Genomic DNA, 15492 nt, shown 5'->3' with positions numbered 1-15492 from the left:
TGTGCTCGGTGAGTTGTGCTCGGTCAGTTGTGGACGCTGCCAGCGCCGCCGCCTGCCGATCCGCTTGCACTGTCTCGTTTGCTGATGGCGCCAGCTGTGTGAGGATGATTGCTGTGGGTAGCGAAGCTGTCCGCGTCAGGCATGTCGCTATGAGTGCGGTCGCGGCTGTTCAGGCCAGCGCGGCTGCCGTGCCCGCCATCTTGTTCGTCGGTGACCTCGCTGGCGTGTTGCCTTGTGCGCGGTATGTTGCTGTCCACGTCACCCGCGCTGCCGGTGGAGAGACGGCTCTCGTCATCGGCGAGCGCGCGGCCAAGGGCGGCGTTCACGAGTTCCAGCGCTTCCGAAGCGGCGATCAGCACGCGCACGTCGCCGCTCACCTTGATGAGCCCGGCCTGCAAGGCTGCCAGCGCGGCCAGCTCGCCCCGCCGTACGGCGTCAGCGATCTTCCGCGACTGGCTCATCACCACCACGCCGTGGCCCGAGCTGCACTCGCCGCCGTGGCCACCTGCTGCGATGACGGCGCTGCTGCCGCATTCGTGCTTCGCCGGGGTGTCGCAGTGCCCACCGCGGCTGGCGTCGGCGCTGTGTGCATCCCCGGCTGGGCCGTTTGCTGGTCGGCCTGCGTCGTCGCGGCTGCTTGCGTCTTGGGCATTGCCTGCCGGTTGATGGCCGGTGCATTGGACGGGCAGGTCAGCGAGCTGGCGGCGGATTGGGTCCCCGTACGCCGACGCTTCGGGTGCCCTCGACGGTGGGCGCGGGCCTCCGGCCGGCTCGGCTTCGGGCGATACCGGCACGACATGCGCGCGACCGCCGTTGATCACGAGCCGGTAGGCCACCGCCGGGCCTCCGTTGCCGTCACTGATCCGCTGCTCGACGACGGCGCTGACCATCGGCAATTCCACGTCCGCTAGCACCTCGGACATGGCGGTACACCAACGCTGCGAACCGATCTCCACAGCAGCGAAGCTATGTCACGAGCACTCGGGCGCGCGCCGTTTTCTGCCACGACAGCATGCTGGACCTGCCCAGCTCGTACCCAGCTCGTACCCAGCGCGTAACAAAATGCACACCCGGCACTGCACCCTCAGCGGCCCGGCACCTGCGTGCCCGGCGGCCCAGCACCGCACATCCGGCACCGGCAGTCGGCTGGATGCGGGCGTAGCATTGCGGGGTGACCTTTCCGGCTCGCCGCCTTCGCCGGATGCGTCGCACCCCGGCACTGCGCCGCCTCGTGGCGGAGACAACCGTGACGCCCGACGACCTCGTTGCCCCGCTGTTCGTGCGCGAGGATGCCGCCGAGCCGCAGCCCATCGGGTCGCTGCCGGGCATCGTGCAGCACACCCAAGAGTCGCTGCGCACGGAAGTCAGCGAGCTAGCGGCCCTCGGCATCAGCGGTGTCGTCCTGTTCGGCCTGCCAGCACGCAAGGACGCGCTGGGGTCGCAAGCTTGGAACCCCGACGGCGTCGTGCAGGTGGCGCTGCGCAACCTGCGTGACGATCACGGTGCCGAAGTGGCGGTCATCGCCGACCTGTGCCTCGACGAGTACACCGACCACGGCCATTGCGGCGTCGTGACCGACAGCGGCGACATCGACAACGACGCCACGCTCGAGCTGTATCAGCGGGTCGCGTTGGCTCAGGCCGCCGCCGGCGCGGATATGGTGGCCCCGTCGGGAATGATGGACGGCCAAGTCGGGGCGATCCGCCAGGCGCTCGACCGCAACGGCTTCGAGGGCCTGCCGATCATGGCGTATTCGGCCAAGTACGCGTCGGCGGAGTACGGGCCGTTCCGCGACGCCGTCGATGTGACTATTGCCGGCGGCGGCGACCGCAAGGGCTACCAGCAGGACCCTGCCAATGCCCGCGAGGCAATGGCAGAGATCGAGCTCGACATCGCCGAGGGCGCCGACATCGTCATGGTCAAGCCGGCGCTGGCCTACCTCGATGTGATAGCGGCGGCCCGAGCCCGCTTCGATCTGCCCTTGGCGGCCTATCACGTGTCCGGCGAATACGCGATGCTCAAGGCGGCCGCGGCCAACGGCTGGATCGACGGTGCCGCCACCGCTGTCGAGCATCTCACGGCGATCAAGCGAGCCGGCGCGGGCCTGATACTGACCTACCTCGCACGAGAGTTCGCCGAGACGCTGCAGTAGCCGTGAAGACAGTAGCCGTGAAGACAGCAGCCGTGCGGCAGCCGCGCACCAGCAGATCGCGGACAGGCCAAGCCGCCAAGCGCTTGACCGCTTCGCGCCGCAGCGCTGCAAACCCGAACGCCACGGACGAGCCAGCCCATCCAGCCCATCCAGCCCAGATCGAGCTTGAGTCGAGCCCAAGCCGAGACAGTCCGCGTCGGCGGGCAAGCAATACCAAGCAATGCCTAGCGCCAAGCACCATCGGGCGCTTCGGTTGCCCGGATGAGCACTGCGATCTTGGCTGCGACGGTCCGCTTGAGACTGCTTTGGTTGAAGACTGCTTCAGCGCTGCGGGTGGGTAATTCGGGCGACAGCGATTGCGCACAGCGCGCCGGCGAATTGCGCCACGATGAACAGCGGCGCGCTGGCGGGTGCGATGCCGGCGAAGGTGTCGGAGAACATGCGAGCGATGGTCACCGCCGGGTTGGCGAAGCTGGTGGACGAGGTGAAGAAGTAGGCGCCGCCGATGTAGGCGGCCACGGCGAAGGCCACGAACTGGGCCTTGCCGGACCGCACCACGCCGATGATGACGATCACCAGTCCGAACGTGGCGATGATCTCCGACACGAACGCTGCGGCGCTGATGCGGTCCCTGGTGGACCACGACACTGCGTCGAGCTCGAAGATGACGTTCGCGGCGATGACGCCGAGGATCCCGCCGGTTGTCTGCACGGCCACGTAGAGCCCGGTCATTCGGTTGTCCAGCTCGCCGTCGAGGCGTGCCCACAGCGTCACTGCCGGGTTGAAGTGCGCCCCCGAGGTTGCTGCGAACAGCAGGATCAGGCAGGCCAGCGCAGCGGCCGTGGCGATGGAGTTCTCCAGCAGTTGCAGCCCGATGTCGTCGGGGCTGAGTCGCTGCGCCATGATGCCCGAGCCGACCACGCTGAGCAGCAAGAAGCCGGTGCCGACGAACTCCGAGGTCAGTCGGCTCGCCGTGGTGTCGCGCAGCGCTGTCACCGTGTCAGCCTGCCATCGCAGGGCAAACCAGCGTCAACGAGCAGGTGAACTCCACGAACTCGTGGTGCAGCGGCGACGCAGTGCATCAAGTGCGCCGCTGGGGGGTACTCCTCGGGTACTGCCGACCGGGGACTGGGGGGGGGGGACTGGGCGGGGACTGCGCTCACCGTCTGTCGCACCTGCTCGCGTCGTCTTGTGCGGCGGCCACGTTGGAGCAGGCGGCGCAGGGAACCACGGTCGAGTGGGTGGAGCAGGTGGCGCGCGCAGGGATACTGCCCGGAAGAACACCAAAATACGCACAGTAGACACACATTTTTCGGCTATTTTCGCGCATATGCACTACAGACGCTTGGCGCAGGTACCGGACCGGAGCTTCTTCCTGCTCGGTATGCGGGGCACTGGCAAGAGCACGTGGGCCAGTCGTGTGCTGCCAGACGCGTTGCGCCTGGACCTGCTTGACGAGGCACTGTTCACGGACTTGCTGGCCGACCCGTCGTTGTTCGGCCACATGCTGTCGGGTCTTGAGCCCGGCCAGTGGGCAGTGGTGGACGAGATACAGCGGATTCCCAGCTTGCTCAACGAGGTGCATCGCCAAATCGAAGACCGCGGCGTGCGATTCGCACTGCTGGGTTCCAGTGCTCGCAAGCTGGCCTCGGCGGGCACCAATCTGCTCGCCGGCCGTGCGTTGCACCGCACGATGCACCCGCTCTCACCTGTTGAGCTCGGCGACGACTTCGACCTCGACGAAGCGCTCGCGTGGGGCACCATCGCATTGGTGTGGGCCGCTCGGGATCGCCGCGAGGTGCTGCAAAGCTATGTGCATCTGTACGTGCGCGAGGAGATTCGGGCGGAAGCGGCGGTGCGGAACCTGTCGGGGTTCGTTCGATTCCTGCCGGTGGCAGCGCTGATGCACGGCCAGACGGTCAATGCGACATCGATTGCGCGCGATGCGGGCGTGACGCGGGCCACGATCGACGGCTACTTGGAGATCCTCGAGCAGACGCTGATGGCGGTTCGCTTGCCGGCGTTCGAGGCCAAGCTGCGTGTACGAGAGCGGCGCCGGCCGAAGCTGTACTGGGCCGATCCGGGGCTCGTGCGCGCCGTCAAGCGACAGCTCGGGCCGGCCACAGCCGAGGAGCGCGGCGCGTTGGTGGAGGGGTGGGTCCTCGGATTGCTGCGCTGCCACAACGAGCCCCAGCATCTGTTCGACGACATCGGCTACTGGGCCGCAACCGAGTCGAGCGCCGAGGTGGACTTCGTGCTCACACGCGACGGTGAGCACCTGGCCATCGAAGTGAAGTCGGCGCAGCAATACCACACTGCGATGCTCAAGGGGCTGCGTGCGCTGGCAGCGCTGCCCGGACTGCGGCGACGAGTGTTGGCTTACGGGGGCCGGCGGTCGTTCCGAACCGAGGACGGCATCGATGTCTGGTCGATGCCCGAGTTGCATCACGCGCTCGCTGCCGACGAGCTATGGCCGTGACTGTTGCGAGCGCGACTGCGGTGAGCGCGACACGCGTACTGTGCGCCTGCCGGCCACCAGCGCTTCAGCCAGTCGCCAATTGTGAGGTGAGCGAGAGGCGAGCGGCGCGATCAGGCCGCGTATGTGCGCTGTCTGTGCTGCTCCGAGCAGGTGGTTGCCAGGTGGTCGGCGAGCGCTGCGATCTGATCCTTGATGTCGTTTGGGCTGCCCGATAGATCGATGCCGACAGCGTGGAGTCTCATGCCCGTGTGTCTCACAGTGACGGTTGACTTGACGATGGATGACGCAGCCGGGCTGGGCCGCGCGGACGAACCGTTCGCGGGCGGCCGCTTGCTGCCCTCTTCCGGGTTCACGTCGGCGCAGTAGACGAGCGTTCCTTCGCGCAGGTCGAGCGCGGTGGTGTAGGCCAGCAGCTGGTACCAGTCGCCTTGGCGCGCACGCATTTCCGTGTTGGCGGGTGCGCTCGCGTCATATTCGGCGAGTTCGGCGAGCTTGTACTTGAGGTCCGCGACGCCGACTGTCTCGCCGCCGCTGCGCAAGGTGAGGTCAGGCCGCATCTGCACACGCTGCTCGTCGTCGAGATACAGGCTTGACTGAGCGGCAACGCTGAGCGGTCCGTGTGGCGCCCGCAGCGCACGCAGCTCGCGTTGCAGGCGGCGGGTCACGAACTGCTCGAACAGATCATTCATGTCCAGCATGAACGCTGAGGCAGCAGTGTGGCCGTGACGGTCTCGCAGGGTGCAGTTGGCCAGCAGCAACTGTGCCAGCATGAGCGCAGCGCGGTAGTGCTCGTTGATGCGCGTGTAGGCAATGCGGTCGAGGCATTCCAGCGCCGCCGATGCGGTGGGTTCGGCCACGCCGTCCAGCGCAGCCAGCAGCCGCCGGAGCCGTCGACGGTCGTCGTAGGGCACGTCGGGCACCCGCAGCGCCAACCTGATGGCCGCCGCAAGGCAGCGGTTCTCGTCGACGTCCGCGGTGAAGTCGTCCCATTCGCAGGCCATCGGCACCAGCACGCCGCCCCGCCGGAACTGCCGCACGAAGTCCATGCGGCCCCGCAGCGCCAGCAGATCGTCGGTTTCGTGCCGGTAGTGATGGAACAGCCCGCGTGCCAGCGTGGTCTCCGCTGTGCGTGCGAAGAACGACACCAGTGCCGCGAGCAGGTCGTGGTTGTCGGCGTAGTCGATGGCCTCGGCCCGCCAGTCCTCGGGCCGCAGCCCGACCTCCAGCAGCAAGAACAAATTCTCAGGCTTGATCTTCGGCTGCACGATGATGCGCAGGTCGCCCAGCGTGAACGCTCCCACGTAGTGGCGCGGCCGGACCCTCCACCAGCCCGGTTCGGGGTCAGGAGTCACGTGAAGCCACTGAGTCTGGCTGACTTGACTAGCTCGGCTGGCTTGGCCGACTCGGCTGGCCCGTCCGGTGGCTTGGTGGACTTGGCCGACTCGGCTGGCCCGTCCGGCTTGACCGAGATATCGAGCCGTCCCATCGTCCAGCCGAAGCCGCTCGCTACGCCACTCGACCAGTGTGATGACATTGCCGGATCCAGGCGCGGCCCAGGGCGCGGCCGCATGAGCACGCCGAGCCTCGCCACGAGTGCGGCCTTCAGCCATCCGAGCTGACCTGTCCGCTGCGGCGAGCTTCCGTCATGTGAGCGTCAATCATCCGAGCTGTTGGTTACGAGCTGTTGATCACGAGTTGTTGGCCACGGGTTGTTGGTCACGAGCTGTTGGCAATTTGAGTCGTGGGCCGTTCGGCAGTCGATGGATTGCCGTTTGCGGTGCGCTGCTCGCCTGTTTCGTGGTGAACCGGCACCCGCGCGGCCTGCAGCCGAGTTCATCGGAACGCTCGCTGTGCGCTGCTCGCCTGTTTCATGGTGAACCGGCACCGCTCACGCCGACGCGGTTCTGGAGGGCGTGGTTTGCGGTGCGCTGCTCGCCTGTTTCATGGTGAACGACTCTCGTTTTTCGGGCGGGAGGCTTGGCGGGAAGCTTGTTTGTCGGGTTCGTGCTCGTGTCATCAAGAGTCGAGGTGCTCTCGCGGCTCCGACACGACGTCGTGTCGGTCCGGGTCATGCATGTCCGGGCTATGTATGTCCGGGCTATGTATGTCCGGGTCCTGTTGGTCCGGGCCTTCTACGTCCGGCTCGACTCCAGCGGTGTCGCCCAGGTCAGAGTCATGCATCTTGGCTTGAGGGTCTCCAGGGCCTTGGGCGTTCGGGGGCGTGTCGGCGCTGTTGTTGCGCGCAGCTTGCGCCCGAGGGCCGTGCTGCTTGAGGACACTGTCGAAGCGAAACTGGTCGATGACGTCGTGGCGACCGAAGAGCTGGTCCTCGATGAGCGGCTCAATGTTGTACTCCCAGATGAGGCGCAGCGCGTCCTCGTCCAAGTCATCCTTCATGAAGTGGCTCGGACCGATCAGCATGTGCTCACCGCCCATCGCATCTGCGAGTTCATCGTTGACCGCATCCACCAACGCGGCGATCCAGCGTTGACCAGGTGAGTGCTCGTCCATCCAACGCCTCAGCAGCCCTTCGGTCGGACCGTGGCTCGGGAAGAACGGCACGAAGTGGAATCGTCGCCGCATAGCTGCGTCGATCAGCGCGATCGACCGGTCAGCAGTGTTCATCGTGCCGATGAACCAGAGGTTCTTGGGCAGCGAGAACTTGGCGTCAGGCCGATACTGCGTGTGAATGGCCTCGTCGCGGTACTCCAGCAGGTATAGCAGCTCGCCCAGCACGCGTGGCAGGTTCGCACGGTTGATCTCGTCGATGACCATGACGTGCCGCTCGTGCGGCTGCTGCACGGCCCGCTCCGCAATCCGCACCAACGGACCAGGCGTGAGTACATAGGTCATCTGTCCGCTGTCGTCGACTCGAGGCCGGTAGCCCTCGAAGAAATCCTCGTAGGAGTACGCCGGGTGAAACTGCACCAGCGAATATGCGGACGAGCCGTCGCGACCATTCTTGCTGTCTTGAACGTCGCCACTCGTATTGCCAGCGGCATTGTCGTTGTCACGACCGGCCACAGGGCTTCCATCGACGAGCGTGCTGTCACCAGAGTCGCTACCGGCACTCGCACGTGCCGACTCTTCGCTTGACAGCCTTTGACTTGCCGGTGCCTCGCCGGTAAGGCCGGCATCTAGATTGCTCACATCGTTAGCGCTGATAATGGCCCGTGCTAGACGCTGAGCAAGGTAGGTCTTGCCAGTGCCGGGAGGTCCGTACAAGATGACTTGCCCTTTGTCGTCGAGCAGTTTCGCGATATCGGCAAGGAACGCCTCCTCAACGAGCATCTCTTCGGCTAAGGCTTCCAAGTTCATGTTGTGGAGACCAGGCAGTCTTGAAGCGTCGTAAACTCCAGCATAACGAGGTCCGGGATCAAGTCCGTGTTGTGCCAGGTACAATAGCCGATATGCAGCATCGTCACAGTTCACCCTAAAGACCGTGCCTCTACGCTTCAACGAATCATTTAAGTCATGCTTGATTTGGTAGCGATCTACATCTGTTGCTAGCCATTCTACTGGCCGATAGAGCTGTTGGCGATCAGGCTGAGTCGCGTCGCTATCGCATGTTCCTTCAATGCGACCAATGCAAATGGTGCCTCCGCTAGCCTTATTTTGGGGCATGACAACGAGATCCCCAATCTCTATCTCCCGGCCAAAGCGCCAAATTTGATCTCGTACGTGGTATCGGCGGCCCCGAGACATGTCATGGGTGCGGTCGTCAATAAGTTGTCCCAAGTCAGCGCGTGAAGTGCAGCGCTCAAAGCTAGCGAGGTCTCCCCATTTGTTCCAGTTGAAGCCGACTGTAACGCGCCTCATTCGACGATTAGAGTAAGAATCTTCGCCCCCAGCGCTGGCTCGCACAACCCAGCAATTTGACGGTACGTCTGGCATCTGTCGAGACCATGGCTCGTTCTTGCACCAGTCACACCAAACCTCGATGCGTCGACTGTAGTTTTTCTTTTCTTGCTGATTGCGAATATGGGTGGTAGCCAAGAGATCATCTACTAGAGCTGACGAGTACTCTGCGGGATTATGGTTTGCTTGGAGCGAGAGGTGAATCCATTTCTTTAACCGGCGTCTACGGTCTCCAAGTGTCCTGACTGTTTGGCCTTGGCTACGGCGGTATTCGAGATACTGCTCAAGGCGACCAAGCCAAATCTGTTCGCTATCAACTGTATCGTCCTCGCCATTTGACTGTGGTAGAGTTGACGTATGCCACGGTTGTTCATGGCACCATTCGCACCATGACTTGGCGATCTGCAGATACAGTTTGGCACTAGCATCAGCACAGCCGGGAAAGATCTCCTGCAGCTGCTCGGAGCCATATTCTTCGAACAGCGCCGGGTCCCGTCCCGTGTCCAGTGACCATTGGATCCATTGCTGAAGGGCGGACTGATCCCTGTCGGGAGTCTTCTCTGCCAAGCCGTTACGAGATCGATGTCGGAGATATTCGTCGAGCCGCCGCTGCCAAAGCTGTTGTTGATCTGTGATTTCATCCATGGTGAAGAACCTATCTGAGGGGTGTGACGCGGCCGCTGATCACGGTAGCTCCGGACTCGCTTGACTCAGCGGGCCGAGGACGCGTCGCCGCGCCGTCGCGTGGTAGTGCCTGTGCGGATGCCGATATCGGTGAACTGGCTGATGGTCGGCGGAGCGGCCGGTGTGTCGATGAGTCCGTGCGCACCGGTGAGTGAGCGTCGAGCAGACGGCAGTTGATGGACGGCGTCTAGTCATTGCATTCATCGGTGGGTGTTGCACGGGTTTCGTCGTTGGTGTTCTAGTGTTCTAGTGTTCTGGTGGTCGGTGTCCGAGCTTGGGCAGCCGGAGCGATTGGTTGCTAATCCTCGCCACAGCGGGCCTCTGCCGCTGTTCATTGCAGTGGAGCCCGAGTCACTGTGACTGTGGTGGTGTTGGTATCGGCTACGGGCTGCTTGGGCGGTTCGCGAGACAGCCGTTTGCTTGACGGCGGCGGCTTGATCGATGGCTGCTTGGCTGACGACGGCGTCACCGGCGACGGAACGGCGGCTCGTTGCTTGTTCGGCGGCTGGCTGAGTCGAGGAGGCGGCCGGACTGACATGCGCTTGGCCGATTGCCAATGCGCAGGTGACCGGTCAGCAGAGGGTTCTGCAGATGATGTGTGTTCGGTCGCCGGCGCTGTGGCTGTTGGCTGCCTGCTCGCTGGCGGCTTGGTGGGTGGTTGGAGGCGGTAGTGGCCGGTGGCGGAATCGCGCTCGACGGTGAAGCCGTCTTGGTGGATGCTGTGGTGATGGCAGTGGTGGCAGACCGACACGAGGTTGTCGAGGTCGGTCTTGCCTCCGTGCCGCCATTCGACGATGTGATGCGCCCTGCACAGCTCGGGCGCTGCCCCGCAGCCGACGCAGCCTTGGTCGCGCACGGCGAGAGCGCTGCGCTGCAGTTCAGTGGCCGAGCGGCGCCGTCGGCCCATGCGCAGCTCGCCAGTCGCTTTGTCGAAGATCGCAGGCAGCACGCCTACATCCACGGCGATCTTGGCGATCTCACTGATCGGCACTGGTGTGCCGTTCGCGAGCCGCGCGTTGGCGATCTGCTGGTTGACGGTGTCGTAGTCGGCGACGAGCATCAGCGACGTGCCTGCTGGCCGAGCTGTGTCGGGGTCGCACAGGAGCTGGGTGATGGCGTCGGCGGTCCGCTGTGCCGGTGTGAGCCGCGCGCCGGGGGCCTCATCGCGGAACAGGCGTCCCGCAGCGGCATCCACGGCTGCGGCGATACGGGCGCCAGTGATCGGGTCGAACTGGCCGTTCACCACCGTCATGCCCGTCTCAGGACTCGTGAACACGCCTGCGGCACGCTTGTGCCGCTGCCGGTCCAGCAGCGAGGCCCCGTCGTCACCACTGCGGTCCGCTACGTGACGCTCGACCGTGCGGCGGAACGCATCGTGACCCTCCTGCTGCGCCCGCTCGGCCAAGAACTGCTCGTTGATAGTGGCGTCCTGAGCGGCTCGCGCAATCAGCCGAGCGTGACCCGCAGGAAGCGCGCCCGACACCAGGCCGCTGCGAGTCGCGTCCAGCTCATCGAGCGCAACCGCCGCAGCCACGTCGCGGCGCGCCGCACGTCCCGACACCGACAGTGCCTCTGCAGCGGCGTGTGCCGCATGGGCTGCGCCTTCGCGGCGGGCGATCTCGCTCAGCGCGGCTGCCCTGATCGCCGCCAGGCGCGACTCCGCGCGCCCAACTTCGGCCAGACGCAATCGCAGCCCGTGATCGCTCAACTGCGTCACGTCCGCAGCGCTCACATGAACTGACACATCCGCAGCGTCAATGCACTGCAGCACGTCCCGACCCGCTGGACTGGGACCAGCGACGCCCGACGGCCCTGCCGAGCCTGCGCCTGCATGACGCAGCCGGTCAGCATCGGGCGCGTCGTCGATGCCGGGACCGGCACCGCTTGTCCCATCGCCGCTGGTTGGTTCGGTGTGTGCCATATAGCGGAAGGTAGGGAGGGGGTGTGACACGGCGAATGGGGAGCCGATGTCAGTGGACTCGGCTTGCCCTGCGCCGTTGCCCGCTCGTACCGCTGCAAGGCGCACCGCCGGGAGGCCGACACCTTGTCGTACATCACTGTTCGCGGCGTCGGTGCTTGCCATGTGCCTCAACGTAGGTGAGGGGTGTGATACGACCAATGGTGCGACGGTGCATGCGGGCTTGGTTCGCCTTGTGCCGCCCACCCGCCCGCGTTGCTACGCCCTCGCCCGCTCGTTCGGCTGTGCCTTCGCCGTGCGCGCGGCGAGGCGCGCCGCTCGAGAGCCGAAACCGTGCAGCACCGCACCGGCGTCCGCAGCGACTGAATTCGATGCCCGACCGCAGCGCTACTGGTTGCGCAGGTCGAAGGCGATCTTCACCGAACCACGCGCGCCGGCGTTGGCGGCGTGGTCGAGCGCGGCGCGGTAGTCCTCCAGCCGGTAGGTCTCCGACACGAGCCGGCCGAGGTCGCAGTCGCGCACCAGGCCAGCGGCGGCCTTGAACGTGTGAGCGCCGTGGAGCGACGGTTCGGTCCCGTAGCAGTAGGCGCCTATCAGCTCGGTCTCGCGGTGCCACAGCGCCGACAGGTTCAGCTCCACATCGGCGGGCATGCCCAGCACCACCACTCTGCCACGAGGCCGGGTGATGGCGATGGCATCGCGCAGCGACTCCGACGAGGCGACGGCGTCAATCGTCACGTGCGTGCCCGAGCCCAGCGTCTCGCCGATCACCCGGGTGCCGGTCGCACGCCGCACGGCCCGCCCCAGCTCGTCGGGCGACACCGCCAAGTCGGCACCCAGCTCGCGAGCCAGCCGACGCTGATGGCCGTAGCGGGCGCCCACCACGATCACCGCCACGCCGGTCAGCCGACGCAGCGCCGCCACCGCCGCCAGGCCCATCGTTCCCGCGCCGATCACCGCCGCCGTGCCGCCCTCGGCCACTTCTGCGCGCAGCGCCGCATGCACACCCGCGGCGGTCGGCTCGATCATCACGGCGGCCTCGTCGGACAGTTCGGCAGCGTCCAGCGAGCCCGCCGAGCCCGATGAGCCCAGCGAATGCACCGAACCCGCCGATCCCGCCGAGTCCACCGAGCCCAACGAATGCAGCTGCGACTCGTGGGCAGCGAACGCCTCTGACCAGCCCCCGCCGGTGGACGCGCACGAACCGGTCTGCAACCCAGCCTCAAGCCGGCCTCCGATCAAGTGGCCGTAGTCGTGGCCGTCGGCAGGCGCAGCATCGCGCCACGGCGGGGCGAACCCGTGCGCACGATGGCCGAGCACCGGCTCGAGCACCACTCGGGTGCCGTCGTCGACGCGCCCCACCACCTCATGGCCGGGCACGAACGGGAACGACACCAGCGGCTCGAAGTAGCGCGACACCCGCCCGTCCACTGTCGCTAGATCGGAGCCGCAGATGCCTGCCAGCGCGGGGTACACATAGTGCCAGTCGTCGCCGGGCAGCTCCGGCGGCACCGTCTCGGTCAGGCGCAGCGGCCCGACGCCCGCACCCGAGCCGGGCTTCAGCCGTCCGACAGCCATCGCCGCTGCGAAGCGCAGTTCCTTGCGCTCGAAGATCAGCGCCTTGATCGAGGCAGGTGCGGCCTGCGCAGCCTGTGTCATGCAGCATCCTCGCCGCCGCCTGCATCGACCGCCTTGCGCTCCACCTCGTCAGCCAGCAGCGCCACGAACTCCGCCAACGGCACGTCGCGCCGCACCGGCCGGCCCCGCGGGTTCACGCCGACGGTGCCTGCCGCTGCATCGTCGTCGCCCACCACCAGCACGTAGGGCACCCGCTCCAGCTTGGCGCGCCGAATACGAGCGCCCAGCGGGTCGTCCGCAGGCACCGACTCCGCCCGGAACCCCGCATCGCGCAGCAGCGCGACGACCTGCGCGGCGAACGCCTCGTGGTCGGCCCGCACGCCCAGCACCACCGCCTGCACCGGCGCCAGCCACGGTGGGAACGCCCCCGCATAGTGCTCCACCAGCACGCCGAAGAACCGTTCGACAGAACCCATCAGCGCCCGATGCACCATGATCGGCCGGTGCAGCTCGCCGTCGGCACCGGTGTAGCGCAGGTCGAACCGTTCGGGCAGGTTGAAGTCGACCTGGATGGTGGACAGCTGCCACGACCGCCCGATGGCGTCGCGCACATCGATGTCGATCTTGGGGCCGTAGAAGGCCGCCTCACCCGCTGCCACCACGTACGCGACGCCGCGCCGCTCCAAGGCATCCTGCAGCGCGGCAGTGGCTCGCTGCCAATCGGCGTCGGCGCCCACGAACTTGCCCGCATCCTTCGTGGACAGCTTGAAAGTGAACTCGCGGAAGCCGAACGCGCCCAGCACCGACAGGACGAAGTCCAGCAGTGTCTCGATCTCATCGCTCAGCTGTTCGGGCGTGACGAACAGGTGGCTGTCGTCCTGGGTGAAGCCCCGAATGCGCATGAGCCCGTGCAAGGTGCCCGACCGCTCGTAGCGGTACACGGTGCCGAGCTCGAACAGCCGCAGCGGCAGCTCGCGGTAGGAACGCTGGCGCTGCCCGAAGATCAAGCAGTGCATTGGGCAGTTCATCGGCTTGGGGTAGTAGACGCCGTTGTCCATCTCCATCGGCGGGTACATGCCCTCGGCGTAGAAGTCCAAGTGGCCCGATGTTTCAAAGAGCCGGGCGTTGGCCAAGTGCGGCGTGTACACGAACTCATAGCCGCCTGATTGGTGCCGCTCGCGGCTGTAGTCCTCCATGAGCTTGCGGACCACTGCGCCTTTGGGATGCCACACGGCCAGACCGCCGCCGAGTTCGGCGGGGAAGCTCAGCAGGTCCAGCTCGGTCACGAGCCGCCGGTGGTCGCGCTGGGCGGCCTCGGCGAGTTGCTTCAGGTGCGAGCGCAGCTCGTCCGCTGAGCCCCACGCGGTGCCGTAGATGCGCTGCAGCATCTGACGCTTCTCGTCGCCGCGCCAGTAGGCCCCCGCTACCCGCATCAGCTTGAAGTGGCCCAGCCGACCGGTGTCGGGCACGTGCGGGCCGCGGCACAGGTCCACGAATTCGTCGGTGTTGCGGTAGGTGGTGATCACGCCACCGGCGGGCCCCGAGGTCGGGTCGTCCGCTTCGCCGTCCAGGATCTCGATCTTGTACGGGTGGCGGGCGAACAGCTCGCCGGCCGCGGCACGGTCCACCTCGGCTCGGATGAACGGCTGCCGCGCGGTCACGATGGCGCGCATCTGCTCCTCGATCGCTTCGAGGTCGTCGTCGCTGAAGGTCCGCGGTCGACTGGACTCGTCGAGGCCGAGGTCGAAGTCGTAGTAGAAGCCGTCGGCGATCGGCGGTCCGATCGAGAAGGTGGCCTCAGGATGCAGCGTCAGCACCGCCTGGGCCAGCACATGCGCGGTCGAGTGGCGCAGCACCTCGAGTCCCTCGGCTGACGACGGGAACACCAGCGACACAGCCGCTCCGTCGGGCAGCGGCCGGTTCAGGTCCAGCTGCTCGCCGTCGGCCACCGCCACCAGTGCGTCCTTGGCGGCTCGTCGGCCCAGCGACGCAGCGAGATCGGCACCGGTCGCGCCGTCGGCAAGCTCGCGGCTCTGCCCGTCGGGCAGCACTACCGTGATCACTGCTCAGTCCACTCCGTTGTCGCTGTTGCTGTTGTCGCCGCTGCGGCCGCTTCCGGCACCGTCGACCTTGCTTGGGGCAGCGGTGGCTAGCTCCCGCCGCCGCCCGAGAACACGATGTTGATGAGAATGATCAGAAAGAGCAGCCCGCCGAGTACCCAGAGCTTGTCGGCGAACCCGAAGCTGCGGAACTTCGCGAACGGGACCATCATCCTGTTCGGGTCCTGCAGCGACTTCTCGTCGACCTTGCGGCTGTCGCCGTCGCTCATGAGTCCTCCTGCAGTCAATTGATCGGTCAGCGGGCAATCAGATCAGCGGGCCATCAGCGGAAGTGTTCAGCGGGTCGCGCCGCAGGAACACTGTCGCACGGCCAGACGAGCAATGCGCTAGTCGCCTCGGGCGAGGCTAATGGCCCAGCGCAATAAGCTCGCAGCCAGTCTGCGGGAGCAACTGTGAGCTACACCGAAGCCGACGTCTCCGCAGCCCAGGCTGCGATGGGCAAGTACCGTCAAGAGTTCGACGGCGAGGTCGCAGCAGCGCTGGCCGTCGTGGGTCTCAGCGCAGAGCGGGCGCTCAAGGAAGTGCAGCTGCGCGACGACCTGATCCGCGTGGCTCGTCGCTCAGGCGCTTCGCTGCGTCAGCTCGCGGATGCCTCAGGTCTTGGACGCAAGACCGTGACCGCCATCGTGCAAGGTGAGCCAGGCACGGTCGCCACAGGCACGGAGGCAGACACGAGTCACTGACGCCGCCGGCTGCGCGGCGC

Annotated in this window: 11 protein-coding genes; 3 read left to right on the top strand and 8 right to left on the bottom strand. The window is 66.1% G+C overall.

Features of this window, described 5'->3' with window-relative positions; translation table 11 throughout:
* Positions 1-23: 23 nt before the first annotated feature.
* A complete protein-coding gene (locus tag ACOGI4_RS02235; protein ID WP_419842333.1) occupies positions 24-956 on the bottom strand; it encodes a hypothetical protein in 933 nt (310 codons plus the stop codon).
* 215 nt (positions 957-1171) lie between these two features.
* Here ACOGI4_RS02235 and hemB point away from each other — a divergent pair, with 215 nt between their 5' ends.
* Positions 1172-2152, top strand: a complete 981-nt coding sequence (gene hemB, locus ACOGI4_RS02230) for a porphobilinogen synthase (RefSeq protein WP_419842332.1) — start codon at positions 1172-1174, stop codon at positions 2150-2152.
* A gap of 321 nt (positions 2153-2473) precedes the next feature.
* Here the strand turns inward: hemB and ACOGI4_RS02225 are convergent, their stop codons facing one another.
* Positions 2474-3148, bottom strand: coding sequence for an aquaporin (locus ACOGI4_RS02225; RefSeq protein ID WP_419842331.1), 675 nt, complete (start codon positions 3146-3148; stop codon positions 2474-2476).
* A gap of 334 nt (positions 3149-3482) precedes the next feature.
* Between ACOGI4_RS02225 and ACOGI4_RS02220 the strand changes: the two genes are divergently transcribed.
* Positions 3483-4631 (top strand): ATP-binding protein, encoded by a 1149-nt coding sequence (locus ACOGI4_RS02220; protein WP_419842330.1) that lies wholly within the window; start codon positions 3483-3485, stop codon positions 4629-4631.
* A gap of 110 nt (positions 4632-4741) precedes the next feature.
* Here the strand turns inward: ACOGI4_RS02220 and ACOGI4_RS02215 are convergent, their stop codons facing one another.
* The 6 genes from ACOGI4_RS02215 to ACOGI4_RS02190 form a co-directional block, all read right to left on the bottom strand.
* A complete protein-coding gene (locus ACOGI4_RS02215; protein WP_419842329.1) occupies positions 4742-5983 on the bottom strand; it encodes an McrC family protein in 1242 nt (413 codons plus the stop codon).
* Positions 5984-6647: 664 nt separating this feature from the next.
* Complete coding sequence (locus ACOGI4_RS02210) at positions 6648-9134, bottom strand: AAA family ATPase (protein ID WP_419842328.1); 2487 nt, start codon at positions 9132-9134, stop codon at positions 6648-6650.
* Between the two features lie 370 nt (positions 9135-9504).
* Positions 9505-11094: an HNH endonuclease gene (locus ACOGI4_RS02205; protein WP_419842327.1), complete on the bottom strand. Its 1590-nt coding sequence runs from the start codon at positions 11092-11094 to the stop codon at positions 9505-9507.
* Positions 11095-11478: 384 nt separating this feature from the next.
* Complete coding sequence (locus tag ACOGI4_RS02200; protein ID WP_419842326.1) at positions 11479-12750, bottom strand: zinc-dependent alcohol dehydrogenase; 1272 nt, start codon at positions 12748-12750, stop codon at positions 11479-11481.
* Positions 12747-14732: a threonine--tRNA ligase gene (gene thrS / locus ACOGI4_RS02195; protein WP_419842325.1), complete on the bottom strand. Its 1986-nt coding sequence runs from the start codon at positions 14730-14732 to the stop codon at positions 12747-12749. The genes ACOGI4_RS02200 and thrS overlap by 4 nt, the downstream gene beginning before the upstream one ends.
* An 86-nt stretch (positions 14733-14818) precedes the next feature.
* Positions 14819-14998 carry a hypothetical protein gene (locus ACOGI4_RS02190; protein ID WP_419842324.1) on the bottom strand — a complete coding sequence of 60 codons (180 nt, stop codon included), beginning with the start codon at positions 14996-14998 and terminating at the stop codon, positions 14819-14821.
* Between the two features lie 183 nt (positions 14999-15181).
* Between ACOGI4_RS02190 and ACOGI4_RS02185 the strand changes: the two genes are divergently transcribed.
* A complete protein-coding gene (locus tag ACOGI4_RS02185) occupies positions 15182-15472 on the top strand; it encodes a hypothetical protein (RefSeq protein ID WP_419842323.1) in 291 nt (96 codons plus the stop codon).
* Positions 15473-15492: the final 20 nt, after the last annotated feature.

Source organism: Candidatus Poriferisodalis sp., from assembly GCF_965205175.1.
In the GTDB taxonomy this organism is placed as follows: Bacteria; Actinomycetota; Acidimicrobiia; order Acidimicrobiales; family Poriferisodalaceae; genus Poriferisodalis.
The sequence above is the reverse complement of the archived record's forward strand: the minus strand, read 5'-3'. Positions and strand labels throughout refer to the sequence as shown.

Bases quoted from the DNA above. Each gene is read 5' to 3' on its own strand.
- ACOGI4_RS02205 (WP_419842327.1), bottom strand. From the start codon at position 11,094: ATGGCACACACCGAACCAACCAGCGGCGATGGGACAAGCGGTGCCGGT.
- ACOGI4_RS02190 (WP_419842324.1), bottom strand. From the start codon at position 14,998: ATGAGCGACGGCGACAGCCGCAAGGTCGACGAGAAGTCGCTGCAGGAC.
- ACOGI4_RS02220 (WP_419842330.1), top strand. From the start codon at position 3,483: ATGCACTACAGACGCTTGGCGCAGGTACCGGACCGGAGCTTCTTCCTG.
- ACOGI4_RS02210 (WP_419842328.1), bottom strand. From the start codon at position 9,134: ATGGATGAAATCACAGATCAACAACAGCTTTGGCAGCGGCGGCTCGAC.
- ACOGI4_RS02200 (WP_419842326.1), bottom strand. From the start codon at position 12,750: ATGACACAGGCTGCGCAGGCCGCACCTGCCTCGATCAAGGCGCTGATC.